The 26,166-nt window shown below is 71.6% G+C and carries 28 protein-coding genes; 9 read left to right on the forward strand and 19 right to left on the reverse strand.

The genetic code is table 11. The features are described 5' to 3' along the window. Nucleotides 1–258 precede the first annotated feature (258 nt). Nucleotides 259–1,065, forward strand: a complete 807-nt coding sequence (locus tag AB0O21_RS30285; RefSeq protein WP_365176040.1) for an enoyl-CoA hydratase-related protein — start codon at nucleotides 259–261, stop codon at nucleotides 1,063–1,065. A gap of 36 nt (nucleotides 1,066–1,101) precedes the next feature. On the opposite strand, the gene AB0O21_RS30290 is transcribed toward AB0O21_RS30285, so the two are convergent. Continuing rightward, complete coding sequence (locus AB0O21_RS30290; protein ID WP_365176041.1) at nucleotides 1,102–1,896, reverse strand: VOC family protein; 795 nt, start codon at nucleotides 1,894–1,896, stop codon at nucleotides 1,102–1,104. 144 nt (nucleotides 1,897–2,040) lie between these two features. Further along, nucleotides 2,041–2,940, reverse strand: a complete 900-nt coding sequence (locus AB0O21_RS30295; protein ID WP_365176042.1) for a hypothetical protein — start codon at nucleotides 2,938–2,940, stop codon at nucleotides 2,041–2,043. A 140-nt stretch (nucleotides 2,941–3,080) separates the two neighbouring features. Between AB0O21_RS30295 and AB0O21_RS30300 the strand changes: the two genes are divergently transcribed. After that, the gene (locus AB0O21_RS30300) at nucleotides 3,081–3,713 is read left to right on the forward strand and encodes a flavin reductase family protein (RefSeq protein ID WP_365176043.1); all 633 of its coding nucleotides are present in this window, start codon (nucleotides 3,081–3,083) and stop codon (nucleotides 3,711–3,713) included. A gap of 165 nt (nucleotides 3,714–3,878) precedes the next feature. Beyond that, nucleotides 3,879–4,811, forward strand: coding sequence for a D-alanyl-D-alanine carboxypeptidase (locus AB0O21_RS30305; protein ID WP_365176115.1), 933 nt, complete (start codon nucleotides 3,879–3,881; stop codon nucleotides 4,809–4,811). 85 nt (nucleotides 4,812–4,896) lie between these two features. Here the strand turns inward: AB0O21_RS30305 and AB0O21_RS30310 are convergent, their stop codons facing one another. Genes AB0O21_RS30310 through AB0O21_RS30320 form a run of 3 tightly spaced genes read right to left on the reverse strand, consistent with a single transcriptional unit; the run spans nucleotide 4,897 to nucleotide 8,091 of the window. Next, nucleotides 4,897–5,964 carry a Zn-dependent alcohol dehydrogenase gene (locus AB0O21_RS30310; protein WP_365176044.1) on the reverse strand — a complete coding sequence of 356 codons (1,068 nt, stop codon included), beginning with the start codon at nucleotides 5,962–5,964 and terminating at the stop codon, nucleotides 4,897–4,899. Further along, the gene (locus AB0O21_RS30315; protein WP_365176045.1) at nucleotides 5,961–7,166 is read right to left on the reverse strand and encodes an acyl-CoA dehydrogenase family protein; all 1,206 of its coding nucleotides are present in this window, start codon (nucleotides 7,164–7,166) and stop codon (nucleotides 5,961–5,963) included. Before AB0O21_RS30315 ends, AB0O21_RS30310 begins: the two co-directional genes overlap by 4 nt. Before the next feature lie 13 nt (nucleotides 7,167–7,179). Then, complete coding sequence (locus AB0O21_RS30320; RefSeq protein WP_365176046.1) at nucleotides 7,180–8,091, reverse strand: SDR family NAD(P)-dependent oxidoreductase; 912 nt, start codon at nucleotides 8,089–8,091, stop codon at nucleotides 7,180–7,182. Between the two features lie 117 nt (nucleotides 8,092–8,208). On the opposite strand from AB0O21_RS30320, the gene AB0O21_RS30325 reads away from it, so the two are divergent. After that, nucleotides 8,209–9,135, forward strand: a complete 927-nt coding sequence (locus tag AB0O21_RS30325; RefSeq protein WP_365176047.1) for a cyclase family protein — start codon at nucleotides 8,209–8,211, stop codon at nucleotides 9,133–9,135. Nucleotides 9,136–9,157: 22 nt separating this feature from the next. Here AB0O21_RS30325 and AB0O21_RS30330 read toward each other — a convergent pair whose 3' ends face one another. Then, a complete protein-coding gene (locus AB0O21_RS30330) occupies nucleotides 9,158–9,448 on the reverse strand; it encodes a hypothetical protein (protein ID WP_365176048.1) in 291 nt (96 codons plus the stop codon). Between the two features lie 282 nt (nucleotides 9,449–9,730). Here AB0O21_RS30330 and AB0O21_RS30335 point away from each other — a divergent pair, with 282 nt between their 5' ends. Continuing rightward, complete coding sequence (locus AB0O21_RS30335; RefSeq protein ID WP_365176049.1) at nucleotides 9,731–10,438, forward strand: hypothetical protein; 708 nt, start codon at nucleotides 9,731–9,733, stop codon at nucleotides 10,436–10,438. A 108-nt stretch (nucleotides 10,439–10,546) separates the two neighbouring features. Here the strand turns inward: AB0O21_RS30335 and AB0O21_RS30340 are convergent, their stop codons facing one another. The 6 genes from AB0O21_RS30340 to AB0O21_RS30365 all read right to left on the reverse strand — a co-directional run bounded on the left by AB0O21_RS30340 (nucleotide 10,547) and on the right by AB0O21_RS30365 (nucleotide 15,885). Next, nucleotides 10,547–11,008 (reverse strand): hypothetical protein, encoded by a 462-nt coding sequence (locus AB0O21_RS30340; protein ID WP_365176050.1) that lies wholly within the window; start codon nucleotides 11,006–11,008, stop codon nucleotides 10,547–10,549. 86 nt (nucleotides 11,009–11,094) lie between these two features. Beyond that, entirely contained in the window at nucleotides 11,095–11,508 is a 414-nt protein-coding gene (locus AB0O21_RS30345; RefSeq protein ID WP_365176051.1) for a VOC family protein, read from the reverse strand. Between the two features lie 282 nt (nucleotides 11,509–11,790). Continuing rightward, the gene (locus AB0O21_RS30350; protein WP_365176052.1) at nucleotides 11,791–12,267 is read right to left on the reverse strand and encodes an ATP-binding protein; all 477 of its coding nucleotides are present in this window, start codon (nucleotides 12,265–12,267) and stop codon (nucleotides 11,791–11,793) included. Nucleotides 12,268–12,593: 326 nt separating this feature from the next. Next, a complete protein-coding gene (locus AB0O21_RS30355) occupies nucleotides 12,594–13,517 on the reverse strand; it encodes an acyl-CoA dehydrogenase family protein (protein ID WP_365176053.1) in 924 nt (307 codons plus the stop codon). A 5-nt stretch (nucleotides 13,518–13,522) separates the two neighbouring features. Then, the gene (locus AB0O21_RS30360) at nucleotides 13,523–14,677 is read right to left on the reverse strand and encodes an acyl-CoA dehydrogenase (protein ID WP_365176054.1); all 1,155 of its coding nucleotides are present in this window, start codon (nucleotides 14,675–14,677) and stop codon (nucleotides 13,523–13,525) included. Further along, on the reverse strand, nucleotides 14,677–15,885 hold the full coding sequence (locus tag AB0O21_RS30365; RefSeq protein ID WP_365176055.1) for an amidohydrolase family protein: 1,209 nt from the start codon (nucleotides 15,883–15,885) through the stop codon (nucleotides 14,677–14,679). Before AB0O21_RS30365 ends, AB0O21_RS30360 begins: the two co-directional genes overlap by 1 nt. Nucleotides 15,886–16,033: 148 nt before the next feature. On the opposite strand from AB0O21_RS30365, the gene AB0O21_RS30370 reads away from it, so the two are divergent. Continuing rightward, a complete protein-coding gene (locus AB0O21_RS30370; protein ID WP_365176056.1) occupies nucleotides 16,034–17,614 on the forward strand; it encodes an AMP-binding protein in 1,581 nt (526 codons plus the stop codon). A gap of 685 nt (nucleotides 17,615–18,299) precedes the next feature. Here AB0O21_RS30370 and AB0O21_RS30375 read toward each other — a convergent pair. The 4 genes from AB0O21_RS30375 to AB0O21_RS30390 all read right to left on the reverse strand — a co-directional run bounded on the left by AB0O21_RS30375 (nucleotide 18,300) and on the right by AB0O21_RS30390 (nucleotide 21,161). Next, nucleotides 18,300–18,779: a hypothetical protein gene (locus tag AB0O21_RS30375; protein ID WP_365176057.1), complete on the reverse strand. Its 480-nt coding sequence runs from the start codon at nucleotides 18,777–18,779 to the stop codon at nucleotides 18,300–18,302. 85 nt (nucleotides 18,780–18,864) lie between these two features. Further along, a complete protein-coding gene (locus tag AB0O21_RS30380) occupies nucleotides 18,865–19,512 on the reverse strand; it encodes a hypothetical protein (RefSeq protein WP_365176058.1) in 648 nt (215 codons plus the stop codon). A gap of 93 nt (nucleotides 19,513–19,605) precedes the next feature. After that, nucleotides 19,606–20,844: a helix-turn-helix transcriptional regulator gene (locus AB0O21_RS30385; RefSeq protein ID WP_365176059.1), complete on the reverse strand. Its 1,239-nt coding sequence runs from the start codon at nucleotides 20,842–20,844 to the stop codon at nucleotides 19,606–19,608. Next, nucleotides 20,841–21,161 carry an antibiotic biosynthesis monooxygenase gene (locus tag AB0O21_RS30390; RefSeq protein ID WP_365176060.1) on the reverse strand — a complete coding sequence of 107 codons (321 nt, stop codon included), beginning with the start codon at nucleotides 21,159–21,161 and terminating at the stop codon, nucleotides 20,841–20,843. Before AB0O21_RS30390 ends, AB0O21_RS30385 begins: the two co-directional genes overlap by 4 nt. A 161-nt stretch (nucleotides 21,162–21,322) precedes the next feature. Between AB0O21_RS30390 and AB0O21_RS30395 the strand changes: the two genes are divergently transcribed. Both AB0O21_RS30395 and AB0O21_RS30400 read left to right on the forward strand, forming a co-directional pair. After that, nucleotides 21,323–21,490 (forward strand): hypothetical protein, encoded by a 168-nt coding sequence (locus tag AB0O21_RS30395; protein ID WP_365176061.1) that lies wholly within the window; start codon nucleotides 21,323–21,325, stop codon nucleotides 21,488–21,490. After that, entirely contained in the window at nucleotides 21,483–21,740 is a 258-nt protein-coding gene (locus AB0O21_RS30400) for a hypothetical protein (protein WP_365176062.1), read from the forward strand. Before AB0O21_RS30395 ends, AB0O21_RS30400 begins: the two co-directional genes overlap by 8 nt. A 583-nt stretch (nucleotides 21,741–22,323) precedes the next feature. Here the strand turns inward: AB0O21_RS30400 and AB0O21_RS30405 are convergent. Both AB0O21_RS30405 and AB0O21_RS30410 read right to left on the reverse strand, forming a co-directional pair. Next, a complete protein-coding gene (locus AB0O21_RS30405) occupies nucleotides 22,324–23,571 on the reverse strand; it encodes a zf-HC2 domain-containing protein (protein WP_365176063.1) in 1,248 nt (415 codons plus the stop codon). Then, nucleotides 23,568–24,149, reverse strand: a complete 582-nt coding sequence (locus AB0O21_RS30410; RefSeq protein WP_365176064.1) for a sigma-70 family RNA polymerase sigma factor — start codon at nucleotides 24,147–24,149, stop codon at nucleotides 23,568–23,570. The genes AB0O21_RS30405 and AB0O21_RS30410 overlap by 4 nt, the downstream gene beginning before the upstream one ends. A 322-nt stretch (nucleotides 24,150–24,471) precedes the next feature. On the opposite strand from AB0O21_RS30410, the gene AB0O21_RS30415 reads away from it, so the two are divergent. Continuing rightward, entirely contained in the window at nucleotides 24,472–24,990 is a 519-nt protein-coding gene (locus AB0O21_RS30415; RefSeq protein ID WP_365176065.1) for an EF-hand domain-containing protein, read from the forward strand. 264 nt (nucleotides 24,991–25,254) lie between these two features. Here the strand turns inward: AB0O21_RS30415 and purU are convergent, their stop codons facing one another. Beyond that, nucleotides 25,255–26,163 (reverse strand): formyltetrahydrofolate deformylase, encoded by a 909-nt coding sequence (gene purU / locus AB0O21_RS30420; RefSeq protein WP_365176066.1) that lies wholly within the window; start codon nucleotides 26,161–26,163, stop codon nucleotides 25,255–25,257. Nucleotides 26,164–26,166: the final 3 nt, after the last annotated feature.

Here is a 26,166-nt window from a genome sequence, read left to right on the forward strand (position 1 = left end):
AGCAGGAGCAGGGCGAACTCCTCGAGGAGGGAGGGGAGTTCGGTCCGCTCGTTGGGCTGGATTTCGCTGATGCCGCCTGGCGGCATCAGCCCGTCCGGCGTTTGAGGGCGGGGGTACCCCCGGACGGAGTCTGGGGGAGGGTCCGGGCGGAGCCCGGGGAACGGAGGAAGGGCGGGGCGGGGAGCAGCTCCGCGCAGCGGCACCCACCCGCACCCACCACCCCACCGACCACCACCACCCCCGAACGGGAGTTCAGCAATGACCGAGGCCCCGGACACAACGATCCTCCACCGCGTGGACAGCGGCGTCTCCTGGATCACCCTCAACCGCCCCGACGCCATGAACGCCGTCACCTGGGACCAACGCGAACGCGTCATCGCGCTCCTCGCGGACGCCTCCGCCGACCCCGCCGTCCGCGCCGTCGTCATCACCGCCACCGGCAAGGGCTTCTGCGCGGGCGCGGACCTCCGCGGAGCGGCCCCCGCGCAGGCCGGCGAGCGCGTCGCCGGGGACGTGGCCCGCATGATCCGCCTCGGCGCGCAGCGCCTGATCACGGCGGTCCTCGACTGCGAGAAGCCGGTCATCGCCGCCGTCAACGGCACGGCCGCCGGCATCGGCGCCCACCTCGCCCTCGCCTGCGACCTCGTGATCGCCGCGGAGCCGGCCCGCTTCATCGAGGTGTTCGTCCGGCGCGGCCTGGTCCCCGACGGCGGCGGCGCGTACCTCCTGCCCCGCCTCGTCGGCCCGCAGAAGGCGAAGGAGCTGATGTTCTTCGGCGACGCCGTCCCGGCCGCGGAGGCCGAGCGCCTCGGGCTGGTCAACAAGGTGGTGCCGGCCGGGGAGTTGGAGGCCACCGCCCGCGCCTGGGCCGAGCGCCTCGCCCAGGGCCCGACCCGGGCCATCGCCATGACGAAGCAGCTGGTGAACGCCTCCCTGGACGGTGACCGGGCGGCCGCACTGGCCGCCGAGGCCACCGCTCAGGAGATCAACATGACCACCACCGACGCGAACGAGGGCGTGGCGAGCTTCGTGGAGCGCCGCACGCCCAAGTACCTCGGCCGCTGAGGCAGGCAGGCCAGCAATCAGGCAAGCAAGCAGCCCCTACATCTCCGCGCTCGGCTTCAGCAGCGCGAACACCGCCCCCGCCGGGTCCGCGGCCCACGCGATGCGGCCGACGTCCGGCACGTCGGCCGCCGGCATGAGCACGGCACCGCCGTTGCCCTCGATCGCGGTGACGGCGGCGTCCACGTCGCCCACGTTGAAGTACGGCACCCAGCGCGGCAGCATGCCCGACGCCCCGCCCGCGCCCTCACCCTGCGGCGCGATCCCCCCGAAGGACGTCTGCTGCTTGTCGCCGTCGGCCGTGCTCAGCACCCGGTACGTCATGCCGGGCGCTTCCATCTCCTCGTGCCGCCAGCCGAAGAGGTCGTAGTAGAAGGCGATGGCCGCGACGGGGTCGGGGACGTGCAGCTCCGCCCACACCAGGGTGTTCACGGCGGAGGTCAGCTCCAGCCCGGCGGTCTTCCCCGGCTGCCAGCACGCGAACTGGGCGCCCTGCGGGTCGGTGAACTGTCCCATCCAGCCCTCGCCCATCACGTCCATGGGCTCCACGCGCACGGCCCCGCCCTTGTCCCTGACGGCCCGGGCGGTGGCCTGGATGTCGGGGGTCATGAAGTAGTGCATCCACGAGGAGGTCGCGCCCTCCTCGCTGAGCGGCCCGATCGCGGCCACGGTCTTCCCGGCGATCTGGAAGAACCCGTACCCGCCGGCGTCGGGCCCGGCGGAGACGAAGTCCCAGCCGAAGACGGACCGGTAGAAAGCGGCGGCCGCGTCGATGTCGGGGCTGCCGAGGTCGAGCCAGTTGGGTGATCCGGTACGGAAGTCGGTGCCGAGCATGGGCGGGGTCCTCCCTGGAGTACGGCGGTACGGCGATACGGCGATACGGCGGTACACGATGCCGAGACCTGGTGCCGCGGCGGGTGTGCGGCCGCCCTGCCGGGCCGGGGATTCACCCGTCCGGGTGTATCAGCGCGCCGGCTTTCAGGAGGCTCCCTCGCGCGACAGGATCCGCAGCACTCCCGAGTCCGGGTCTCCGACGATGTGGAACAGCTCGGGCCGCCGCACGCTCCCGGCCACTTCCCAGCTCTGCTCCCAGCCCGGGCAGCCGGGTACCTCCAGCTGCACCCCCGCCCGCGTCCGGCTCCCGGCCGGCCGGTACCTCCAGGTGCCGGCGCCGGTGCAGCGGCGCTCCCCGGCCCCGCCGTCCACGTCCACCGACACGCCCTCGACCTCGACCGTGCCGCCCTCCCGGATGCGGACCGTCCCGCCTTCCTCCCCGTGCCAGTCCCCGATGTACGCCGCACGACTCAGCCGGGGCGGCTCGTAGCCCACCACGCCGAGGCCGTCCAGGACGGCCCCGCCCGCCAACGCGACCAGCGCGAGCAGGCCGGCGCCCTTGCCCAGCGCCTTCACGGCGGCCCCGTACCCCCGTCCAGTGCGCAGCGCCCAGCGCGCCAGGAGCAGGGGCGGCAGTCCGATGGCCGCGATGCAGGCCCAGGCGACGGGGAACGAGGTCCCGTCCCGCGCGGTGACCAGGGCGCAGCCGGCCGAGGCGGCCAGCAGCCAGGCCGGTGCGGCCCATTCCCGTCCGGTCCGGCGGGCCAGGGCGAGGGCGGGGCGGGTGACGAGGAGGGCGTGCAGGAGGACGGTGACGAGCATCGCCGGGACGCCGAGCACGACGATGACCGCGAGAAAGAAGCCGCTGAGGGGACCCCATGCGGGCAGGCCGTAGTCATCAGTCGTGTTCAACGAGACGACCAGGGCGGCCAGGAGGAACACCAGCTCCACGGCGACGGCCACTTCCGCCCCCGGCGCCGATGCCCACCAGCCCCGCCGTGCCGGGTCCGCCTCCGGGTCCGCCCCCAGGTCCACCTGCGTCATTTCCGCCCACCGCCCCCTGCTTGAACACGTTCAAGGCCAACTCGGGGCGAGACTACACCCCGACTTGAACATGTTCAATCAATCCCCTGCCCGCACACCTCTTCCTATCTGACGAACCGTCAGCTTCAATCGTTGGTGTGATGGGACATGCAGGGATGGCGGCCACCGTCGTCCGATACCTCAGGTCAGCCGGCTCCCCCACCTCCACCGCGGCGGGAGCCGAAGCCGTCGACGCCCTCCCGCGCCCCGATCTGCGGGCCGTCGGCGAGGACGAGCGCGCCCCCGTGAGTCCCGCCGAGTTCCGGGCCGTGCTCGGGAACTTCGCCAGCGGGGTCACCGTCATCACCGCGCCGTCCGGCGAGGACGAGGACGAGGACGGGCCGGCCGGCTTCGCGTGCCAGTCGTTCGCCTCGCTCTCCCTCGACCCGCCCCTGGTCACCTTCATGGTGGCCCGTACGTCGACCACCTGGCCGCGGATCGCCCGCGCCGGGGTGTTCTGCGTCAACATCCTCGGCGCCGAACAGGGTGAGCTGTGCCGGTCCTTCGCGGTCAGCGGAGCCGACAAGTTCGCCGGGGTGGGCCACAGCCCCGCCCCCGCCACCGGGTCGCCGCAGCTCGACGACGTGCCCGCGTGGATCGACTGCCGGATCCACGCCGTCCACACCGGCGGGGACCACCTCATCGTCGTCGGCCGGGTCGAAGCCATGGGCGCGGCCGGCGAGGACGGACCGCTCCTGTTCCACAAGGGCCGCTTCGGCCGCCTGGCCGACTGACCACGCCGCCCGCCACCCGCCGCCCGACATCCCAGACCGGCGCGACCGGCGCGGCTACTGCTGCGTAAGCTCCCACGGGGGCTGAGACGCCTCGGGATTGTCCCGCCCCCTTCGGACCGTTCGACTTGTCCTGTCTCAGGGGGATTTGACTTGATTTTGAAGATGATGCGCCGCGCCCGCGGCGCAGTCGCCGTCACCGTCGCGACGGGGGCCCTGCTCGTGGTCTCCGCGCCGGCCTCCTCGGCCGCGGCGACGGCCGCGCCCCCCACCACCGCCGCCGGCATGATGCTGATCGACGGCACCACCGGGACCACGCTCGCCAGCAAGTCCCCCGACACCCGGCGCCAGGGGGCCAGCACCACGAAGATCATGACCGCCACGGTCGTGCTCCGAACGCCGGGCCTGGACCTCAACAAGAAGGTCACCGTCAAGCAGGAGTACCTGGACTACGTCGTCCGGGAGGGCGCGAGCTCGGCCCACCTGAAGGCGGGCGCCACCCCGACCGTCCGCCAGCTGCTGTACGGGCTGATGCTGCCGTCGGGCTGCGACGCGGCCTACGCGCTCGCCGACACCTTCGGCAAGGGCACGACCAGCGCGGCACGCACGGCGGACTTCATCGCGCAGATGAACGCCAAGGCGAAGGCGCTGGGCATGAGCAAGACGGTCTACGACTCCTTCGACGGCATCTCGCCGACCGGCAACAACCTCACGACCCCGCGCGACCTCGCGAAGCTCACCAAGTACGCGATGAAGGGTGCGAACTTCTCGAAGATCGTGAAGGCCACGACGTACAGCACCGGCGGCACCTCCACCGACGCGGCCTGGGGCAACAGCAACCTGCTGATCCGGGAGCGCCCCACGGGCTACGCCTACCCGGGTGCGATCGGCGTCAAGACCGGCACCGGCACCGCCGCCGGCAAGTGCCTCGTCTTCTCCGCGACCCGTGACGGCAAGACCGTCATCGGCGTCGTGCTGAACGACGAGGAGCGCTACGCGGACGCGATGAAGCTCATGGACTGGTCGCTCGGCGCGAGCACCGGCTCCGGGGCGGCGATCCAGCGCAGCGACACCGAGCCCGTCCCCGACGTCCTCGACTGACGGTAGCGCCGGACGCCGCGTTCGCGGTGTCCGGCGTCGCCGGGCCCGACCACCCGCCGACGTCGGACACCGCACCGCCCGCCGGTCAGAACGTGAGCACCCCGCGCGCCACCCGCCCGTGGTGGGCGTCGTCCACGGCCTTGGCGAAGTCCTCGACCGGGTAGACCTCCGTGACCAGCTCGTCCAGCAGCAGCTTGCCCTGCCGGTAGAGCTCGGCGTAGAGCGCGATGTCGCGCTGCGGGCGCGAGGACCCGTACCGGCAGCCCATGATGGTCTTGTCCAGGTACATCGAGGAGACCTGGAACGACGCCTCCTCCTGGAAGCCGGGCACGCCGAGCAGGACCGCCTGCCCGTGCCGGTCGAGGAGGTCGATCGCCTGGCGGATCAGCTTGACGTTGCCCACGCACTCGAAGGCGTGGTCGGCCCCCGTCTGGAGGATCTCCTTCACCGCGGCCGAGGAGTCCGCCACCGCGGACGCGTCGATGAAGTGCGTCGCCCCGAACTGCCGGGCCGCCGCCTCCTTCGCCGGGTTCGCGTCGACCGCCACGATGGTGGTGGCGCCCGCGATCCGGGCCCCCTGGAGCACGTTGAGCCCGATCCCGCCGGTGCCGATGACGACCACCGACTCGCCCCGGTCCACCCGGGCCCGGTTCAGCACCGCGCCCACCCCCGTCAGGACCCCGCAGCCGATGAGCGCCGCCGAGGTCAGCGGGATGTCCGCCGGGATCTTCACCGCCTGCACGGCCTTGACGATGGTGCGCTCCGCGAAGGCCGAGTTCGAGGCGAACTGGAACAGCGGCTTCCCGCCCCGGGAGAAGGGCTGTCCCGGCATCCCGATCGCCTTGCGGCACATCGTGGGACGGCCGCGGTCGCAGTCGGCGCAGGCCCCGCAGTTGGCGAGGGTTGACAGCGACACGTGATCGCCCGGCGCGACGTGCATGACACCGGAGCCGACCGCCTCGACCACCCCCGCGCCCTCGTGGCCGAGGACCACCGGCGGCGGGAAGGGGATCGTCCCGTCGATCACCGAGAGGTCGCTGTGGCACAGCCCGGCCGCCGCTATCGCGACCAGCACCTCCCCCGGCCCCGGGTCCCGGATCTCCAGGTCGTCGACCACCTGGGCCTGCTTGCCGTCGAATACGACGCCTCTCACCGCGACTCCTTAGGCAGGCCGAGCACACGCTCGGCGATGATGTTCCGCTGGATCTCGTCCGAGCCGCCGTAGATGGTGTCGGCACGGGTGAACAGGAACAGCCGCTGCTCCTCGTCGAGCCCGAGTTCGTACGGGAGCCCGGGCGCCCAGGCCGTGCCCGCCGGCCCGGCCGTCGCCGCCGCGCCGCGGACCTCGACCGCGAGTTCGCCGAGCCGTTTGTGCCAGCCGCCCCACAGCAGCTTGGCCACGCTCGGAGCGCCCGGGTCCCCCTCGGCGCCCAGGGTGCGCAGGGCGTTCCACCGCATGGTGCGCAGCTCCGCCCACTGGCGCACGAGCCGGTCCCGCAGGACCGGGTCCTCCGCATGCGACGCGGCATACGAGGCCAGGACCCGCTCCAGTTCCGCCGCGAAGCCGATCTGCTGGACCAGCGTCGAGACGCCCCGCTCCAGGGCGAGCAGGCCCATGGCCACGGTCCAGCCCTCGCCCTCCGCGCCGACGACCTCCGCCGCGACCGCCCCGTCGAAGAAGACCTCGTTGAACTCGCTGGTCCCCGACATCTGGCGGATCGGCCGGACCTCGACCCGCCCCGGCTGGTCCATCCGCACAAGGAGGAAGGACAGCCCCCGGTGGCGGCGCGAGCCCGGCTCGGTGCGGGCCAGCACGAAGCACCAGTCCGCGTCCTGGGCGAGGGAGGTCCAGATCTTCTGGCCGGTGACCCGGTACAGCCCGTCGGCCGGGTCCCGGACCGCCGCCGTACGGATCGCGGCGAGGTCGGAGCCGGCGCCCGGCTCGCTGTAGCCCTGGCACCAGAGCTCCTCGCCGCGCGCGATGGCGGGCAGGAAGCGGTCCCGCTGCTCCTGGGACCCGTAGGCGATCAGCGTCGGCGCGAGGAGGTTCTCCCCGATGTGGCCGACCCGGCCGGGCGCGCGCAGCGCCGCGTACTCCTCGGCCCACACCACCTGCCCGGTCAGCGAGAGCCGCTGCTGCCCGTACGCCCCCTCCGGCACCTCCCAGCCCTGCCCGATCCAGCCGCCCCGGCCCAGCTCGCGCTCCCACGCGCGCCGGGCGTCGACGCCCTCGTGCTCGCTGCCCGGCCCGCCGAGGCCGACCGCCTGCGCGTACGGGCCCACGAGGTGCTCCGCCAGCCACGCCCGGGCGCGGCCGCGCAGCTCCTCGTCCTCGGCCCCGAAGCCGAAATCCACGGCGCTCCCCCCGTCAGGCGTTGGGGCGGTCCTTGGCGGCCGCCGCCTTGGCCATGGCCTCCAGCTGGGCCAGCATCGGCATGGGGTCCTTGCCGACGGTCCCGGGCAGGAAGTCGGCGATCTTCTCGGGGGTCCAGGCGCCCTCGGCGTAGCCGGCGCGCAGTTCGCGCGGCTGCGCCCAGACGGCGATCTTGGGGCCGGCGATCGTGTAGACCTGCCCGGTGATGTCCTCGGCCTTGGCGCGGTCGCTGAGCAGGTAGGTGACGAGCGCGGCCACGTCCTCGGGCTCGCCGATCTCCTTGAGCTCCATGGGCACGTTGGCCGACATGCGGGTCCGGGCGACGGGTGCGACGGCGTTGGCGGTGACCCCGTACTTGGCCAGGCCGAGGGCGGCGGAGCGGACCAGCGAGATGATCCCGCCCTTGGCGGCGCTGTAGTTGGCCTGGGCGACGGAGCCCTGGTGGTTGCCGCTGGTGAAGCCGATGAGCGTGCCGGTGCCCTGCTTGCGCATGACGGCGGAGGCGGCGCGGAAGACGGTGAAGGTGCCCTTGAGGTGGGTGGCGACGACGGGGTCCCACTCCTCCTCGGACATGTTGAAGAGCATCCGCTCGCGCAGGATGCCCGCCACGCACACGACCCCGTCGATGCGCCCGTACTGGGCGAGCGCGGTGTCGACGATGCGCTGGCCGCCCGCCATGGTGGAGATGTCGTCCGCGACGGCGACGGCCTCGCCGCCCGCGGCGAGGATCTCCTTCACCACGCTTTCGGCGATCTCGCTCGTGGGCTCGCCGCCCTCGATGCCCACCCCGTAGTCGTTGACGACGACCTTGGCCCCCTCGGCGGCCGCGGCGAGTGCCACGGCCCGCCCGATGCCCCGGCCGGCGCCGGTGACGGCGACGACTTTGCCTGCCAAGAAGTTCCCCACGTCCGGCCCCTTCCCGCGATTTCTGACGGACCGTTAGATTCTAGGGGCACGCCGATGCCGGAGCACAAGCCCTCGTTGCCTTCTCTACGTTCTCTACGCAAGGAGCTGTCGACGCCCATGACCCTGCCCGCCGAGTTCCACGACATCGCCAAGCGCGTCAACAACTGGGGCCGCTGGGGCGCCGAAGACGAGATCGGCACCCTCAACCTCATCACCGACGAGGTCGTCCGGGCCGCCGCGGCGGAGATCCGCACCGGCCGCCGGATACCGCTCGCCCTCCCCCTCAAGGAGGACGGGGTCCAGGCCGGCATGATCCCCGGCCGGATCAACCCGCTGCACACGATGGTGCAGATCAACCAGGAGATCTTCGGCCCGGGCACGGTGGCGTGCAGCGACGACGCCGTGACCATGGGCCTCCAGTCGGCCACCCACTGGGACGCCCTCACGCACGTCTCCCACTCGGGCCGGATCTACAACGGCCGCCCGTCGTCCTCGATCACCGCGCACGGGCGCGCCGAGTTCAGCGGCATCGACAAGGCGGGCCACATCGTCTCGCGCGGGGTGCTCCTCGACGTGGCCCGCGCCAAGGGGCTCGACCGGCTCCCGGGCGGCCACGCCGTCACCCCCGAAGACCTCGCCGAGGCGGAGGAGTTCGGCGGGGTGACGGTCCGCGCCGGCGACATCGTCCTGGTCCGCACCGGCCAGATCCAGGTCTACCTGGCGGGCGACAAGCACGGCTACGGATTCCCGTCCCCCGGGCTGTCGGTCCGTACGCCGGAGTGGTTCCACGCCCGGGACGTCGCGGCGGTCGCCAACGACACCCTGACCTTCGAGATCTTCCCGCCGGAGATCGAGAACCTCTGGCTCCCGGTCCACGCCCTCGACCTCGTCGAGATGGGCATGCACCAGGGCCAGAACTGGAACCTCGAAAAGTTGTCCACAGCCTGTGCAGAGGAAAACCGGTACGCCTTCCTCCTCTCGGCGATGCCGGAACCCTTCGTCGGCGCGGTGGGCACCCCGGTCGCCCCGGTGGCCGTCCTCTGACCCGCGCGCCGGGGCCGCGCGTTCAGCGCGTCGCGCTCCACCCGCTGCGCGCGCACAGCGACCGCTTCTGCTCGCCGGTCAGCGCGACACCCGGATTCGCCCGGTCCAACTTCGCGACACCGGCCACCGAACCGTCCGGCCCGTAGCAGGTGACCGACTCGCTGTCCGCGCCGGCGGCCGTGGGCTGGGCCGCCGGGGCGGGCACGGACGACACCACGGCCGCCGGGGCCGGTGGGGCCGATGCGCCGCCGGCGCACCCGGCGGACAGCGCCGCCAGCACGACCGCCGCCGGCACAACCACGTAACGCCGCATGACGACTCACCTCGGTCCGATCGCTGCGAAGACCGCCGTGCGCCCACGGTGCGGCGGCGGGCTGCCGACCGTAGCCACGCCTCCGCCGGAGCGGCCAGAGGCGGCGCGGCGAGGCGGCCGGATCCCGCCGGGGCAGGGCCGATTCCGGGCGCCCGCTCCCCCAGATGCGTTCAGGGGCCACCGTCATGCGCGCTCCCCGCACCTGGAACCATGAGGTGTCCATGACGCGTCACCGTTCGCGCGTCATACCCCCGGTCCCAACCGCCACCCCCAGGAGGAGCGATGGCAAACCCGTACCAGGCATACCCACCCCCGCCGCCCCCGCCCCCGGCCCGCCGCTCGGGCAACACCGTCGCCACCATCGTGGTCATCGGCCTGATCATCGCCGGCCTCTACGGCGTCTCCAGGCTCTTCGTCTCGGACGGCTCGGACAACAAGCCCTCGGTGTCGGCCTCCAGCCCGGCCATCCCCTCCGCCAAGACCTCCGACCCCGGAAACCCGGAGTCCTCCTCCGACACCTCCAGCGCCTGGAAGGTCGGCGACTGCGGCGGCCCGGACCCGAAGAACCAGCCCGACGGCTACCGGGCGCAGAAGTGCGACGCCGCCGGCGCCACCTTCAAGGCCATCGACATCAAGGACGCCAGCCTCTTCCCCGGGTCGATCCAGTGCCCGGCCGGCACCGACCTGATGATCGAGGTGAGCATCTCCTACAACGGCGGCAAGAGCAGCGGCATCCCCACGAACACCGTCTGCGGCCGCAACCTGTCCGGCGACCACCCCGGCGACGCGGGTGCCGGCGGCGGCCAGCTGGTCCAGGGCGACTGCGTGACCGACCAGGCCCAGGAAGTCCCCTGCGCCGGCGGCGGCAAGAGCTACAAGGTGCTCGGCCTCGTCAAGACGAAGAGCGAGTGCCCGTCGGGCACCACCGAGCCCATGGAGCTGACCATCGCGGTCGGCCGCCCGTACAACGTGATCTGCACCAAGGGCTAGGCCACCGGCACCGGGAGGGGTGGGCAGGGCACGGTTCGGCCGGGCCCTTTCCACCCGGCCCGGCCCGGCCCCGGCCCCGGCCCGAGCGCCGGGGCGTACGAAGCAGCCCTACCGGTCGCCGCCGGTCCCCGACGCCCCTTCGGCGGGCGCCCCGGCGCACCACGCGGCGACCCGGTCCCTGAGATTGATGATCGAGTCATCGAGCTCCGTCCGGACACCGCCACCGGCGCCATCGCCGTCGCCGGCATCAGGCCCGAGGAACACGGCCAGGAACGGCCACGGCCCCTCGATGTGGCACACGTAGGCCTCCGTGTCGTCGGTCAGCACGGCCACGCGCCCGCCGTCCAGGGTGACGACCCAGTACACGACGTCGTCGTCATCGCCACGGAACACCTGTATCCGGTCCGCGGCCACCCCCGCCCTCAGCAGTGCGCCGGCGACCCCGTACCGATGGGCGAGGTCGTAGGGGGTCGGCGTCTCCTCCCAGATCACCCTGACCGCGTCGGACGGAAGGTGCTCCGCCCAGGCGAGCCCCGGGTCGGCGCGGCCGACAGCGTCTCCCACGGGCATGCGGAGGACCTCCTCGTCGCGGATGCACCACAGCGGACCCACCACCCTGCCGTACGGATCGCCCGTCCCGCCAGGGGCCGGGACGCTCAGGCGTCCGCCGCGCCCGTCTCCCCCAGGACCTCCAGGTAGTGCGCGTTGTACATGACGCCCAGGACGTTCCCGAAGGGGTCGACGACCGAAGCGGTGACGAAGCCGGGCCCGCGCTCCACCGGGCCCTCGTACTCCTTCGCCCCCATGGCCAGCAGCTTGTCGAAGGCGGCCTGCACGTCGTCGACGTGCCAGTAGACGACGGCCCCGCCCGGCCCGGCCGCCGCCCCGCCTCCGGCGGGCGCGTACCGGCTGTCGATCAGGCCCAGTTCGTGCTGGTAGTCCCCCAGCCGGAACTCGGCGTACCCCGGGCGCTCGAAGTAGGGCTCGGCGCCGAGTAGTTCGGAGTACCAGCGCTTCGCCGCCGCCAGGTCGGCAGCCCAGAAACTGACGGTGGTGAGTCCTCGCAACATGCCTGCCCGCTCCTTCGCCGCCGTGGAAACACGATCCCGGCCGCGTCGCACGCCCACGGCACGGCCGAGCCCGACTGTAGCCAGCAAGCAGGCCAGGACCTGACCTACTTCAAGCGTGTTGCTCCGTCATGCGGGTGGCGGCGGCGCGCATGCACGCCCCGAGCGCGGCACGGCAGCCGCCACCCCGCGACCCGCACTCGTCAAGGCAGGCCCTTGGCGTCCCCTCGCGTCGAATCGCTCCACACCAGGGTGATCAAGATGTGACAGATCGTCAATATCTCGTTAGAGGTACACGCGCGGTTCCCGCACCGGAGTGTGAATTTCCGACGGTCCGTCCGAAGGCCCGCACGAAGCCCCGTCCGAGGACGCCTTCTCCGCACGGTCGACCTCGCACCAGATCCGCTTGCCCGCGCCCTCGCGCTGCCAGCCCCAGCGGTCCGCCAGGCCGTCCACCAGCTCCAGGCCGCGGCCGTTCGTGTCGTCCCCGGCGGCCTGCCGGCGGTCCGGCGCCCGGTCACTCGCGTCCGCGACCTCGACCCGCACCCCCGGCCCCCCGAACAGCATCCGCAGCACGGCCGGACAGCCCGTGTGCACGACGGCGTTCGTGACCAGCTCGGAGATCAGCAGGATCAGCGTCTCGGCGAGCGGCTCGTCGTCCCCTATGCCCGACCCCGCCAGCCGCGACCGCGCCCACCGGCGGGCCCGGCCGACCTCGGCGGGGTCCGGTCCTACCTCCAGCTGAACCTGAAGCACCTGCACCGCTCACACCATCCGAACCGGCGGCAACTTCGCCTCGCGACAGGATGGGATCACCCACCGTGATCCCCTTGCCGAGCAGCATGGTTGACATACAGTCACCACAACAAGCGCTTCGGGCATATTCCCGCGCGAAGGAGTGGGCGTGGTGCATACTGTGCGGCGCCAGCGCCGCTCAACCGCTCGCATCGTGGGAGCGTACCGGAGCAGGGTCGTGACTCCGGGCCGTAAGAGGGCGGGCGAAGGACACAAACCGATATCAACTCTCTGTAATCGGACATGCGTCCCCCGCCGTCCCACCCGTGCCTTCCGTGACAGCCAGCTACCGGCTACAGCGCCGCGGACGACAGCAGCAGTTCCTCCGCCAGCAGCTCCTCCGCCTCCGCCGCCGTGCGCCACTGCTCCGCCCGCACCCACGCCCGCTTCAGGTGCAGGTGCACGTCCGCCTCCCAGGTGAAGCCCATCCCGCCGTGCACCTGCAGGCAGTCCCGGGCACCCCGCACCGCCGCCTCGTCCGCCAGCAGCTTCGCGGCCGCCACCTCCCCCGGGTCCGCCGTCACCGCCGCCGCGTACACCGCCGTCCGGGCCACCTCAGCCCGTACCAGCATCTGCGCGCACAGGTGCTTCACCGCCTGGAACGCCCCGATCGGCTGCCCGAACTGCTCGCGCTCCTGCGCGTACCGCACCGCCAGCTCCACCGTCCGCAGCGCACTGCCGACCTGGAGCGCCGCCGTGAGCAGCGCTCCCTCCACGGCGTACGAGGTCACGTCCGGGCAGGAAGGGACGTGGTGCAGCGGTGTCAGCGGGTCCGCCGAGCGGACGGCGGTGCCCGAGACCGCCCCCGGGGCGCCCAGCACCGCATCCGCCTCCCGCAGGTACGGAACCAGGCCTCCGCCCAGGTCGCCGGCCGTCACCACCGCCGTCCCCTCCGCCGCCCCCGGGACCGCCCCGGCCGCCAGGTGCGTGGCCACCAGCGGCCCCGGCAGCAGTACCCGCCCGGCCTCCTCGAAGACCATCACCGCCTCCGGCAGCCCGAGGCCGACACCCCCGGCGGACTCCGGGAGGCGGAGCGCGAAGAACCCCGCCTCGCCGAGCTCCCGCCACAGGGCGCGGTCGACCACGGCCGCCCGTGTGTCCGCCGAGTCCGCCGAGTCCACCGACGCCCGCAGCGCCTCGCGCCCGTACCGCCCCTCCAGGAGCTCCCGTACGCCCGCCCGCAGATCGCGCTGGTCCTCGGTCGGCTGGAAGTCCATGCCCCTCACCGGCCCTTCGGGAGGCCGAGGATCCGCTCGGCGACGATGTTCTGCTGGATCTGCGAGGTGCCCGCCGCGATCGTGTAGGAGAGGGAGGAGAGCCGGTCCAGGGTCCACTCCTCCTCCAGGGACAGGGCGAGCGGCCCCAGCACCTCCGCCGCCGCCTCGTACAGCTCCTGCCGCGCGTGCGAGTACGCCAGCTTGAAGACGGAGCCGCCGATCCCGGGGACCCCGCCGGCCCGCTGCGCCTCGCTGACGTTCCACTGCGTGAGCCGCCACAGCGCGCCGAACTCCCCGTACAGCCGGCCCAGCCTGCGCCGCAGCACCGGGTCGTCCCAGCGGCCGTTCGCCTTGGCCGTGCGGGCCAGCTCGCCGAGCGTCCGGCGGCAGGCGACGACTTCACCCACGAAGGCCGTCCCCCGCTCGAAGGACAGCGTCACCATGGTCACCCGCCAGCCGTCGTTCTCCGCGCCGACGCGGTTCGCGACGGGGACCCGTACCTCGTCGAGGAACACCTCCGCGAACTCCGTCGACCCGGCGAGCGTGCGCAGCGGCCGCACCGTCACCCCCGGCGCGTCCATCGGCATGGCCAGCCAGGAGATCCCCCGGTGCTTCGGCGCCGCCGGGTCGGTGCGGACCAGCAGCTCGCACCAGTCGGCGACCTCCGCGTGCGAGGTCCAGATCTTCGACCCCGTGATCACGTACTCGTCGCCGTCGCGGACCGCGCGCGTGCGCAGCGAGGCCAGGTCGGAGCCCGCGTCGGGCTCGCTGAAGCCCTGGCACCACACCTCGTCGCCGCGCAGCACGGGCGGCAGCCAGCGCGCCCGCTGCTCCGCCGTGCCCTCGGCTGCGATGGTCGGGCCGGCGTGCAGCAGCCCGACGAAGTTCGCGCCGACGTACGGGGCTCCCGCGCGCTCGGTCTCCTCCAGGAAGATCAGGTGCTGGGTGGGGGTGGCGCCGCGTCCGCCGGCGTCGGTCGGCCAGTGCAGTCCCGCGTACCCGGCCTCGTACAGCCTGCGCTGCCAGCCGAGGTCGTAGGCGCGCCGGCCCGGCCAGTCGTCGGGGGACGGCTTGGCGGGCAGCTCGGGGAGCACCTTGCCGAGCCATTCGCGCAGCCGCGCCCGGAAGTCCTGCTCCTCCTCGGTGTAGGTCAGGTCCACTACTTGGCCCGGTCCTTGTCGAGGTCGAGGCCGAGCATGCGGATGGCGTTGCCGCGCATCAGCTTGTAGATCGTCTCGTCGTCCAGGCCCTTCACGTGGTCGAGGGCGACCTCCTTGGTGTGCGGGAAGGTCGAGTCGACGTGCGGGTAGTCGGTCTCGAAGGTCGCGTTGTCGCGGCCGACGACGTCCAGCGAGGCGATGCCGTGCTTGTCGCGGAAGAAGCAGCAGAACATCTGCCGGTAGTAGTACGTCGACGGCGGCTCGGGGATCAGGTCGCGCACCCCGCCCCACGCCCGGTGCTCCTGCCAGACGTCGTCCGCGCGCTCCAGGGCGTACGGGATCCAGCCCATCTGCCCCTCGCTGTACGCCAGCTTCAGCGTCGGGAACTTCACCAGCACCCCGCTGAAGAGGAAGTCCATCATCGAGGCCATCGCGTTGTTGAAGCTGAGCGAGGCCTGCACGGCGGGCGGCGCGTCGGGGGAGGCGGCGGGCATCTGGGAGCTGGACCCGATGTGCATGTTGACCACCGTGCCGGTCTCCTGGCAGACGGCGAAGAAGGGGTCCCAGTAGCCCGAGTGGATCGACGGCAGCCCGAGGTAGGTGGGGATCTCGGAGAAGGTCACGGCCCTCACCCCGCGGGCGGCGTTGCGGCGGATCTCGGCGACGGCCAGGTCGATGTCCCAGAGCGGGATGATGCAGAGCGGGATCAGCCGGCCGCCGCTGTCACCGCACCACTCCTCGACCATCCAGTCGTTGTAGGCGCGCACGCAGGCGAGCGCGACCTCCTTGTCGTGGGCCTCGGCGAAGGTCTGCCCGCAGAAGCGCGGGAAGGTCGGGAAGCACAGCGAGGCCTCCACGTGGTTGAGGTCCATGTCCGCGAGCCGGGCCTTGGGGTCCCAGCAGCCGCGCCGCATCTCCTCGCGCGTGATCCCCTCCAGCGTCATGTCGTCGCGGTCGAAGCCGACGGCGGCGATGTTGCGCTTGTACGGGAACTTCAGGTCCTCGTAGATCCACCAGTCGGTGGGCGGGCCGTCGGGGTCCATGGTGATCACGTACTTGCCGCCGGTGTACTCCAGCTCGCCGATGCCGGCGGTGAGGGCCTTGGGTCCTCGGTCGCGGTACTTGGCGGGCAGCCAGACGTCGAAGAGGTGGGCGGGTTCGATCACGTGGTCGTCGACGCTGATGATCCGCGGCAGTTCCAGTCCCATTGGCCGTCTCCCCATTCCCGTACACGCATCGCATCAATCTGATGGATCGTCAGAAACAAGCTAGCCCCGCCACCCCTGGACCGACAAGCGTCAGCGCTCTACGCTCTGCGCTTGATCTGACTATCCGTCAGCTATGGGGAGGTCTGGGATGACGGACGCGGCCACCAACACCGGCGACACGGCCACCGCGACGGAACTGAGCCGTTCCGCGACCCTCTGGGAGCTGATCACCCGCCGGGCCGCGCTCACCCCGGACGCCACCGTCCTCATCGAGGCCGCCGAGGACCCCGCCGCCGACCGCACGCTCACCTTCGGCGAGCTCCGCGACCGCGCCGAACGCGTCGCCGCCGGCCTGTACGACATGGGCGTACGCCGCGGCACCGTCGTCGCCTGGCAGCTCCCCACCCGCATCGAGACGGTGCTGCTCTCGGTCGCCCTCGCCCGGCTCGGCGCCGTCCAGTCCCCCGTCATCCCCTTCTACCGGGACCGCGAGGTCGGCTTCGCGCTGCGCGAGTCCAAGGCCGAGTTCTTCGCCGTCCCCGGCACCTGGCGGGGGTACGACCACACCGCGATGGCCGCCCGCCTCGGCGCGCGGGGCGTCTTCGAGGCGTACGCGACCCTCCCCGACGGCGACCCGTCCGTACTCCCCCCACCGCCCGCCTCCGGCACCGACATCCGCTGGATCTACTGGACCTCCGGCACCACCTCCGACCCCAAGGGCGTACTGCACACCGACCGCTCCCTGATCGCCGGCGGCTCCTGCCTCGCGCACGCCCTGCACCTGACCCCGTCCGACGTCGGCTCGATGGCCTTCCCCTTCGCGCACATAGCCGGGCCCGACTACACGGTGATGCTGCTGCTCTACGGCTTCCCGGCCGTCCTCTTCGAGAAGTTCGCGATGCCCGACGCCCTGGACGGCTACCGCCGCCACGGGGTCACGGTCGCCGGCGGCTCCACGGCCTTCTACTCGATGTTCCTCACGGAGCAGCGCAAGGCCCCCGACACCCCCCTCATCCCCACCCTCCGCCTCCTGGCGGGCGGCGGCGCCCCCAAGCCCCCGGAGATCTACCACGCCGTCGTACGCGAGCTGGGCTGCCAGCTCACCCACGGCTACGGCATGACCGAGGTCCCGATGATCACCATGGGCGCCCCGGACGACACCGCCGAGAACCTCGCCACCACCGAGGGCCGCCCCCCGGAGGGCATGTCCATCCGCATCACCACCCCGGACGGCACCGCACTCCCGCCGAACACGGACGGGGAGGTGCGCCTGCGCGGCGAAGCGGTCTGCCAGGGCTACCTCAACAGCGACCAATCGGCATCGGCAGAGGTCTTCGACCAGGACGGCTACCTCATCACGGGCGACCTGGGCCACCTCACCGAAGACGGCTACCTGGTCCTCACGGGCCGCAGCAAGGACGTCATCATCCGCAAGGGCGAGAACATCTCGGCGAAGGAGATCGAGGACCTCCTCCACCAACTCCCCGCAGTGGCCGACGTAGCGGTCATCGGCCTCCCGGACCCGGAACGCGGCGAACGCGTCTGCGCGGTGGTGGAACAACCCCCGGGCGCATCCCCGTTGACCCTCCCCCAGCTCACGTCCTACCTCCGCGCCCAGGGCCTGTCGACGCACAAACTCCCGGAGCAACTGGAACTCCTGGACTCCCTGCCGCGCAACGAGGCCTTGCGCAAGGTCCTGAAGTACAAGCTGCGGGAGCGGTACGCCTGAGGGTGGGGTCGGGTGATGGCGGGGTCCGAGCGGACCGGAATCAGAGAGGTCTTGGGGGTTTCCCGTCAGTCTCATCGTCCTTCCGCGTCGGGCCGCCCTGTCAAGGGCGCTCACTTCGTTCGCGTCGCTGCGCGACGGCCTTCGGCCGCCCTTGACAGACCGTCCCGCCACGGAAAAACGAAGACTGCCGGGAAACCCCCAAAAGAACGGGCCGGTCCGAGGACAAGGGACGGGTGTGTCAGCGATGTCCGGCCCCCTCCCAAGGGGGCAGGCCCTGGCCCGGGCCCTCCCGGCCCGCCACCGGGGCCGGGCAGGCGGCCAGCCACCGCCAAACCTCGACCACAAGGGCCTCAGCCCCCGACAGGCGCATCAAATCGCTACGCGCTCCTCATCAATGGCGTCCAACGGCCCTCTCGGGCTGGTCTAGGCGCGATAGATCGCTACGCGCTCCTCGATGACGGCGTCTGCGGGTCGTCTGGGGCCCTCAGTGACTGTCCGTGGCTCGCGGGTGTCCGATACCTGCAAAGGTGATCCAGCAGGTGTCACGGGCAGTGTCCACGAGCTACCAAATTCGGCCGCCCCCAGTCACCTCATTCCCAACCCTTGGCCGATGCCGCGTCGGCGAAGCGGACTTCCCAGTGCCCTCCTGGCGCCGGAGGCGCGGCGCGGTCACCGCGGCCCGCGGTCAAGGGATGTCGCCTGGGTTGGGTACCGGACCGTAGTCCGTGCCGTGATCTCTGGTCAGCGCAGCCAGAAGGACGGGATCGGAATGGACCTCGGCCGTGTGCTGCCAAGCGGTGAGCATCTGGGCAACGGAGGCGCTGTTGCCGATCGAGTCGGCTGCACGCATGGTGTCGACCAGTTCGACAGCGAAGGCATGGACATCGGGCTCGGGCAGGAAACGAACCCAGGGAAATGCCTCCGGCAGTATGTCGAGGAGCAATTCCATGCTGCCGGGCTCACGCCTCGCCATGGCCGCCAGCATCCGCGTGGCGGCCGACACTACTGTCTGGTCCTGCTCGGCCCTGGCAGCAGTGGTGAGGACCAGGTCCTCGCCGTCTCTACGGTGCAGCAGCAGTCGTGGTGATTCCTTGAGCCGGGCCAGTGTCTGCTTGTTCTTGTTGACCAGCTCGGAGAAGTTCACGGCGGCGTTCTCGGCGCTCACGACTTTGAAACTACTTCGAAATCCATTCAATCGCCATCGCCCGTGGGAGGGACACGCCCCCACCCAGACCCGTCCGGCGCCGAGCTCAGGATGTGGGCGCGTCCAGCTGCGGCTCCAGGCGCACCTCGGTCACGCTCACTCCGTCCGGCGCGCCAAAGGGCTCGACCATCACGCCCAGGTAGGGACTGCTGATCTCCAGAGCCAACTGCTCGGCCCCCACACGCAGGTCGAGCCTTGCCACGGGCTTGCCCGCGAAGTCCGGCATGCGGTGGATCCGCGCCGCCGGGTAGTTCAGGCTCGTCAGCTTCTCCCGCATCTCCTCGTACGTGGCCACGTTCGTGCCTGAGAACGCCTTGCTGATGCCCAGTACGTGCCTCTCGGCGGCGCATTCCTCTTCCGTGGTCAGCGGTACCTCATCAACCAGGATGGGCATGGTTGAGTCGGGGGCCGGCTCCGCTGCCGTGGTGTCGGCCGTGGACGCCGGCGCCAGATCATCGGCTGTGCTGGAGAGGTCCGGAGCGCAGCTCTGCGAGATGAGGTCCGCCAACTCAAGGAACCGCATCTCTGCCTCGTCATCGCTCACCGCGGCGACGCTGACCATAGAGGTGTGATCGGCAGCGGCGTTCTGCGCGCCGAAGCCGGCCAGGACGACGACGCCGCCGAGGGTCGCGGCCAGCAAGGACTTCGGGAGGAATATCGATCGCATGCCCGTACCTTGCAGGCTGCTGACCACCGCCCACATGAGTACCCGTACTCAATCCATCAGTGGGTCCGTGGGCAAGGTCCGTGCAACTTCCGCCACATGCACGCCGGATGGGCTTCCACGTCAACCGAGACTGTCGGTGCGCTCGGCCAGTGCGCGGAGTTCGTCCGTCGCGGACCGGCCCGCGACGAGGACGAGGTCCCGTACCACTGCCCGGGCTGCCACATGGGTGTGGATCATCTCGGGAGCCAGTTCCTCGGCGCGCAGCAGGCAGTGCAGCGACTCGGCGTACTGGCGTCGTTGTGCGTGCGCTCGGCCCACATCCAGCAGCAGGCGCGCCTGCCGCTCGGAGGACAGGCCGTCCGAACGGAGCCCTTCGGCGAGGTCGAGTGCCTCCCCGGCGTCGCCGAGGTCGACTGCGGTCGAGACGGCCTGGATCTCCACGTTCGTGGGGCCGAATTCGAGGTTGAAGTCGTTGCGGTCCTCCCCCAGCCGTCGGCCGACGGTTCGAGCAGCCTCGATCTGCTGCCGCGCGGACGATCTCTCGCCCGCGCGGGCGTGTACGAGTGCCAGCATCAGGTGGAGTGACCCCAGTACGGAGAGGTGTTGGGGTGTGGGTTCGTTGCCCTCGACGTGGTGCTGGAGGGCACTGACCGCCGTCGCGGCCGCGTGCTCCGCCTGGTCGAGGTGCTTCAGGCGGACGAAGACGTGGCAGAGGCGGTAGATCCCGGCGAAGACACCGAGCGGGTCGCCGGAAAGCTCAGCTTCGCGGATCGCCCGGTCCGCCGCGACCCATGCGGCATCCGCCTCGTTCTGGCGAACGAAAGCCGCAGCCAGGGCCTGATAGGTCGTGGCCAACAGCTCGTGCAGTTCGCGCACGCACTCGTCCGCCGCCGTCCGGACGCCTCTCTCCAGCCGTGAAACCAACGGACCGATCGATGCACTCAGTTCGGCGAACTGGCCGCTGTGAGTGAGTTCCCAGATCCTGTCCACCGATGTTCGGAGGTCGGGCATCGTGTCCGGCCGGAAGTCCTGGCGGAGGCCCAGGAGGACATCCGGCGCCGAGTGTCCGGAGAGCACCAGACGGGCTTGATCGAGGTCGTTCGTTTCCGCCTCGGGCGCCGGCACGGCCTCGACCACGGGTGGGGCATCGGGCTGGAGGGCCTGGAGCGGCACGCCGAGGCCGTCCGCGAGGAGCCGCAGCACGTCCAGGCGGTTCACCGGCTGGACGCCCCGCTCGACCTGGGACAGCCAGCTCGCCGTACGGCCGATGGCTGCGGCGAGTTCCCCCTGTGTCATGCCCTTCTGCTTCCGCAGATCGGCCACTCGCGCGCCGAAGACGCGCCGCTCCTCGGAACTCACTGCAGAGCTGCCGCCTTCCCGCCGATCACGTCGAGGAACGTGACCTCGACACCGGAAAGGTACTGCTCCCGCTCGGCGAGAAAGTGCTTCGTGTGCGACTGCGCCTCGTGGGCCTCGAATGCGGCGCGGTCCACGTACAGCTCATAGAACACACGCACCAGCGGCTCACCCTCCGGTACGTGCACCACGTACGTCAGCGTGCCCGGCTCGGCGCTCTTGATGCCCTCCAAGGTGGTCGCGCACAGCTCATCGAATGCCGCTGCGGCTTCCTGGTCGCGCAGCAAGAAGCGCACGACCAGGCCGAATCCCTCGCTCATACGTGCTCCTTTCGAGTCGCAGCCAGTCTCGCAGATACGCAGAGCTACTGCGAGTAGTAGATTTTCTTGACTCGCAGAAATCCTGCGACTAGCTTCGTAGTCATGCTGCTACCCGGCGTGACAGGAGGGCCGCTCCCCTGCTACGTCAAGGAGGCGCACGCATGCGTCAGATCCCCGTAGACACCTCGGCCGCCGAACCAGTGGGCGCCTCGGACACACCCCCGGTGGGGGTCGCCGCAGCGATCTCACCCAGCGCGGATCTACTCGACCGGGCACTGGTCGGCTGGGAGCGCTTCCTGGACACCTTCGAGGGAGCGTCCGATGAGTGAGCGCTACGAGTACGTCCCCCATCGGCTTCTGCGCCGCCACGTCCGTGACATCGCATCCGGCGCCGAGGGGGAGCTGATGGCCGTGATCAACGAGAACGTCTCCGACTCCGTCGCTCACGAGCATTGGATAAGGCTGGCGTACGTCCGGGGCGTGTCCGGCCGCGAATTCACCACCGCAGTCGCCAACATCGAGCCCGCCTCTGACCAGCCACAGACAGGTCGCGGACGCCGAGACGAGAAAAGCGCGTAGCGACCTGTGGCGGCTATGACCAGCCCCAGAGGCTTGCAGACGCCGTCATCTAGGAGCGCGTAGCGATTTGAAGCGCCCAACCTCCCCCGAGGGGCCTGTGGCCGAGGTTGGGGGGAGGTTGGCCGCCTGCCCGGTCTGGAAAGCGACTTGAGAGAGCCCGGGCTGGGGTCTGCCTCCTCGCGAGGGGGGCCGGACATCCCTGACGGGCCCGTCCATTCCCCTCGGACCGGCCCGTTCTTTTGGGGGTTTCCCGGCAGTCTCTTGTCTTTCCGTGGCGGGTCGGTCGGTCAAGGGTGGCCGAAGGCCATCGCGAAGCGACGCGACGAAGGAGCGCCCTTGAGGGACCGGCCCGACGCGGAAGGACTATGGGACTGCCGGGAAACCCCCAAGACCTCCCTGATTCCGCCCCGCTCGAACCCCGCCAACTCCGAAGCCCCCGCCGCACAGGACTGCCCGGCCCCGCCCGATGCCGGGGGGCGGGTGGGCAAACACCGGCCCGGAGCGGGGCTCGAGGGGGTGAAGGCCCCGCAAGCGCGTAGGCCCGTACAAGCCCCACCCGCGCCCAAGCCCCTACCCCCGCCCCCTACAGCCGACTCAGCGACGCCGCCGCGAAGAGGACGTCGCGGATGGCCTCGCGGTCGCCGTGCTGGCCTACCGCCGCTTCCTCCGGGGAGATGTGGCCCGCGGCCAGCTGGCAGAACTCCATGCCGTCCAGCGCGATCTCCGCCACCGTGTGCTCCGCCGACGGTTTCGCGCCCGGCGAGTCCAGGGCGATGTCCCAGCCGCCTCCGCCCGCGCCCTCGATCTCCAGGTGGAGCGTCCGGCCCGGGGTGCCCGCCGCGACCAGGCCGCGCGCCGGGGCCGCCAGGCCGGCGCGGCGGCGGTGGGCCAGGGCGCCGGGGAGGAGGCGTGCCGCCAGGTCGATCATGCGGTGGAGGTGGGGGCCGGACGGCGGCTCGTACGGGTAGTCCACCGCCTCCGCGATGTCCCACGCGTGCACCCAGCACTCGAAGGCCCGCTCCAGGAACGCGTCCCCGAGGGGGAGGGCGAACGAGCCGTAGTCGACCGACAGTTCCGCCACGCCCCGGCCCGCGAAGGACACCGTGCGCACCAGCGTGTGCCCCTGGTCCCGCCACGGCTCGCGGACGTGCCGCGTGGTCGGGTACGCCGACGCGTTCCAGAAGTGCTCGGTGCGGGCGGCCGGGCCGCCCGTGGGCGCGTCCGGGCCGAGCGGGTCGTCCAGGCCGAGGGCTCCGGCGATCAGCCCGTCGTCCGTCAGCAGGTGGCCGATCACCCCCGCCACCGTGGTCCGCCGCGTCCGCCGGCGTTCCTCCTCGAACCACTTCAGGCGTACCGGGGTGTGCCATTCCGAGTCCCCGAAGTCCTGGAGCAGTGCGTCCAGCCGCGCGGTCTCGGTGTCGTACGGGCCCGCCCACACCGGCACCGGGATGCGGGCCGGCCGCTTGCCCAGGCAGTCCTCCAGCACCCGCGAGCGCAGCAGTGGCTTGAGGTCGAGGTTCTCCTCCGGGTGCAGCAGCCCGACCGCGTCGCGCAGCCGCAGTGCCTCGTCCGCGCAGGGCGCGCACTCGGTGAGGTGGTCCTCGACGGCCTGCGTCTCCTCGGAGGAGCACACGGCCAGCGCCCACGCACCGAGCAGGGACTTCAGTACGGCGTGCGAGGGCGGCGGCTGCGGGAGGGGCTCGGGCGCGTGCCGCGGGTCCAGGTCGTCGGCGGCTCCGCGGGGTCCCGGTATCCGCGTCCCGCCGCCGGGTCGCTCCTGTGCACCGTGGCCGTCGTATGCGTCGTCGGGCGGTTCCGGGGGGCCGTTCATCGGGAGGTTCCGTATTCGCTCGGGCCGTATCCGGACGGGCCGGCCGTGTCGTCCTGCGGGAGGGCGTTGGCGGTCGACAGCAGCTGGAGGCCGAGGCGCAGCCGGCGGCGCGCCTCGTCCTCGCTGATCTGGAGGTCGGCGGCGGCCTGCCGGTAGTCGCGCCGCTTGAAGTACGCGAGTTCGAGCGCGGCGCGCAGCGGTGCGGGCATGGAGGTCACGATGTAGTCCGCGCGGGCGGCGGCGTTGGCGCTGCGCACCTTCTGCTCCAGCTCCTCCCGCGAGCCCCGGCCCAGTTCGGCCTGGCGCAGTCTGGCCACCGCCTGCCCCTGGGTGATCCTGGCGACCCAGGAACGCATGGAGCCCTGCTTGGGGTCGTAGGCGTCCGGGTTCTCCCAGATGTAGCCGAACACCTCGCGCGTGATGCGGTCCGCCGCCTGTTCGTCGCCCAGCACCCGGTTCGCCAGGCTGTGCACGAGCGAGGCGAAGCGGTCGTACAGCTCTCCGAGCGCGGCTGCCTCGCCGCGTGCGAGGCGCTGCTGCATGCGGCGGTCCCAGCGCGGTGGTACGTCCTTCGGCATAAGTGCCCCCAGCCGTGGCCTGGCCGTGTGTCGACCCGTCGAATGTAGTGGGCACGGAGCGGTTCGCGCCCGTTTTGGGAGAACCTCGCCCTGGAAGGATGCCCTCCGTGATAGAGCCGTGGCCGGGTGTGAACGGTGGTGAACAGTGCGACGGGTGGCGGCACATGGGCACAGGCGTACGCGCCCCACCGCGCTCCCCGTGCGCGGGTTCGACGCCGCCACCTCCTTGACCGCTTCGCTTAACGCGCAGGCCACGTAGGCCTTACGCTCCTGTCCTGTCTTGATCTGAACCCACCGCACACGTGAAGGCGGAACGCCGAATATGGACAGCGCAGAATACGAGCGCAAGATCGCCGCCCGATTCGCCACCTTCGACCAGGACGGGTCCGGCTATATCGACCGGGAGGACTTCAGCGCTGCCGCGAAGGCCGTCCTGGCCGAATTCGGTACCACCGCCCGGTCGGACAAGGGCCAGGCCGTCTTCGCGGGCGCCGAGGCGTTCTGGCAGGGGATGGCGGGCATCGCGGACGTCGACGGGGACCAGCGGGTGTCCCGCGAGGAGTTCATCACCGGGGCGGCGAAGCGGCTGCGGGACAGCCCGGAGCGGTTCGCGGAGATCGCGCGGCCGTTCCTGCGGGCGGTGATCGCGGTGGCGGACGAGGACGGGGCCGGCGCCACGCCGGCGGCGGCCGAGCGGGTGCTGCGGGTGCTCGGCACCGCGCCCGAGCTGGCCGCCCAGGTGGCGGCGGCCCTGGACCCGGACGGGGACGGCCGGCTCGCGGAGGACGACATCCTGACGGCGTTCGCGGCGTACTGCGGCGTGGAGGCGCCGGACGCCTGACGGCCGGCCGCGGGGGCTTGGCGGGGCCGCGCCGGGGCCGCGCCGGGGCCGGGGCCGCGCCGGGGCCGAGGTCGCACCGGGGCCGAGGTCGCGCCGGGGCCGAGGTCGCGGGGTCCGTGCGGACCGGCTGCCGGGGCGCTGCCCCGGACCCCGCTCCTCAAACGCCGGAGGGGCTGATTCTGCCCCCGGCGGGGCCCGATGGGGGACTCGGGACACCTCTCAGCCGGAAGGGCCGGGTTTGCCCCGGGCGGAGCCCCAGCGGGCCTACGCGAAGACCACCGTGCGGGAGCCGTTCAGCAGGACGCGGTGTTCGCTGTGCCACTTCACCGCGCGGGCGAGCGCCTGGCACTCCACGTCGCGGCCGATCGCGACCAGCTGGTCGGGGGTCACGTCGTGGCCCACCCGCTCGACCTCCTGCTCGATGATCGGCCCCTCGTCGAGGTCGGCCGTCACGTAGTGCGCGGTCGCGCCGATCAGCTTCACGCCGCGCGCGTGCGCCTGGTGGTACGGCTTCGCGCCCTTGAAGCTCGGCAGGAACGAGTGGTGGATGTTGATGATCCGCCCGCTCAGCTCCTTGCACAGGGTGTCCGACAGCACCTGCATGTAGCGCGCGAGCACCACCAGCTCGACGTTCTCGGCCCGGACGAGTTCCAGCAGCTGGGCCTCCGCCGCCGCCTTCGTGTCCTTCGTCACCGGGATGTGCACGAACGGCACGTCGTACGAGGCCACGAGCTCGGCGAAGTCGGTGTGGTTGGAGACCACGGCCGCGATCTCGATCGGCAGGGCCCCGATCCGTGCGCGGAACAGAAGGTCGTTCAGGCAGTGGCCGAACTTCGACACCATCAGGATGATCCGCATGCGCTCCTCGGAGCGGTGGATCTGCCAGTCCATCCTGAACGAGTCGCCGATCGCGGCGAAGCTCGCGCGCAGCTTGTCGACCGTCACCTCGGGCTCGGCCTCGAAGTGCACCCGCATGAAGAAGAGCCCGGTCTCCCGGTCTCCGAACTGCTGGCTGTCCACGATGTTGCAGCCGGTCATGAACAGGTAGCTCGACACGGCGTGCACGATGCCCTGTTTGTCGGGGCAGGACACGGTCAGAACGTACTGGGGCAGGGGCTCGGTGCGGGCCTTGGCCGCGGCCTCGGCCTGGGGCTCGGTGTGCGGGTCGCTCATGAC

The organism is Streptomyces sp. NPDC091371 (genome assembly GCF_040684275.1).
In the GTDB taxonomy this organism is placed as follows: domain Bacteria; phylum Actinomycetota; class Actinomycetes; order Streptomycetales; family Streptomycetaceae; genus Streptomyces.

What these genes read in the sequence shown, in the direction of transcription:
- AB0O21_RS30405 (WP_365176063.1), bottom strand. Translation starts at nt 23,571, where the DNA reads ATGAACGGCCCCCCGGAACCGCCCGACGACGCATACGACGGCCACGGT.
- AB0O21_RS30335 (WP_365176049.1), top strand. Translation starts at nt 9,731, where the DNA reads ATGGCAAACCCGTACCAGGCATACCCACCCCCGCCGCCCCCGCCCCCG.
- AB0O21_RS30285 (WP_365176040.1), top strand. Translation starts at nt 259, where the DNA reads ATGACCGAGGCCCCGGACACAACGATCCTCCACCGCGTGGACAGCGGC.
- AB0O21_RS30415 (WP_365176065.1), top strand. Translation starts at nt 24,472, where the DNA reads ATGGACAGCGCAGAATACGAGCGCAAGATCGCCGCCCGATTCGCCACC.
- AB0O21_RS30400 (WP_365176062.1), top strand. Translation starts at nt 21,483, where the DNA reads ATGAGTGAGCGCTACGAGTACGTCCCCCATCGGCTTCTGCGCCGCCAC.
- AB0O21_RS30295 (WP_365176042.1), bottom strand. Translation starts at nt 2,940, where the DNA reads ATGACGCAGGTGGACCTGGGGGCGGACCCGGAGGCGGACCCGGCACGG.
- AB0O21_RS30330 (WP_365176048.1), bottom strand. Translation starts at nt 9,448, where the DNA reads ATGCGGCGTTACGTGGTTGTGCCGGCGGCGGTCGTGCTGGCGGCGCTG.
- AB0O21_RS30290 (WP_365176041.1), bottom strand. Translation starts at nt 1,896, where the DNA reads ATGCTCGGCACCGACTTCCGTACCGGATCACCCAACTGGCTCGACCTC.
- AB0O21_RS30370 (WP_365176056.1), top strand. Translation starts at nt 16,034, where the DNA reads ATGACGGACGCGGCCACCAACACCGGCGACACGGCCACCGCGACGGAA.
- AB0O21_RS30300 (WP_365176043.1), top strand. Translation starts at nt 3,081, where the DNA reads ATGGGACATGCAGGGATGGCGGCCACCGTCGTCCGATACCTCAGGTCA.
- AB0O21_RS30395 (WP_365176061.1), top strand. Translation starts at nt 21,323, where the DNA reads ATGCGTCAGATCCCCGTAGACACCTCGGCCGCCGAACCAGTGGGCGCC.
- AB0O21_RS30325 (WP_365176047.1), top strand. Translation starts at nt 8,209, where the DNA reads ATGACCCTGCCCGCCGAGTTCCACGACATCGCCAAGCGCGTCAACAAC.
- AB0O21_RS30345 (WP_365176051.1), bottom strand. Translation starts at nt 11,508, where the DNA reads ATGTTGCGAGGACTCACCACCGTCAGTTTCTGGGCTGCCGACCTGGCG.
- AB0O21_RS30365 (WP_365176055.1), bottom strand. Translation starts at nt 15,885, where the DNA reads ATGGGACTGGAACTGCCGCGGATCATCAGCGTCGACGACCACGTGATC.
- AB0O21_RS30355 (WP_365176053.1), bottom strand. Translation starts at nt 13,517, where the DNA reads ATGGACTTCCAGCCGACCGAGGACCAGCGCGATCTGCGGGCGGGCGTA.
- purU (WP_365176066.1), bottom strand. Translation starts at nt 26,163, where the DNA reads ATGAGCGACCCGCACACCGAGCCCCAGGCCGAGGCCGCGGCCAAGGCC.
- AB0O21_RS30340 (WP_365176050.1), bottom strand. Translation starts at nt 11,008, where the DNA reads ATGCCCGTGGGAGACGCTGTCGGCCGCGCCGACCCGGGGCTCGCCTGG.
- AB0O21_RS30305 (WP_365176115.1), top strand. Translation starts at nt 3,879, where the DNA reads ATGCGCCGCGCCCGCGGCGCAGTCGCCGTCACCGTCGCGACGGGGGCC.
- AB0O21_RS30390 (WP_365176060.1), bottom strand. Translation starts at nt 21,161, where the DNA reads ATGAGCGAGGGATTCGGCCTGGTCGTGCGCTTCTTGCTGCGCGACCAG.
- AB0O21_RS30410 (WP_365176064.1), bottom strand. Translation starts at nt 24,149, where the DNA reads ATGCCGAAGGACGTACCACCGCGCTGGGACCGCCGCATGCAGCAGCGC.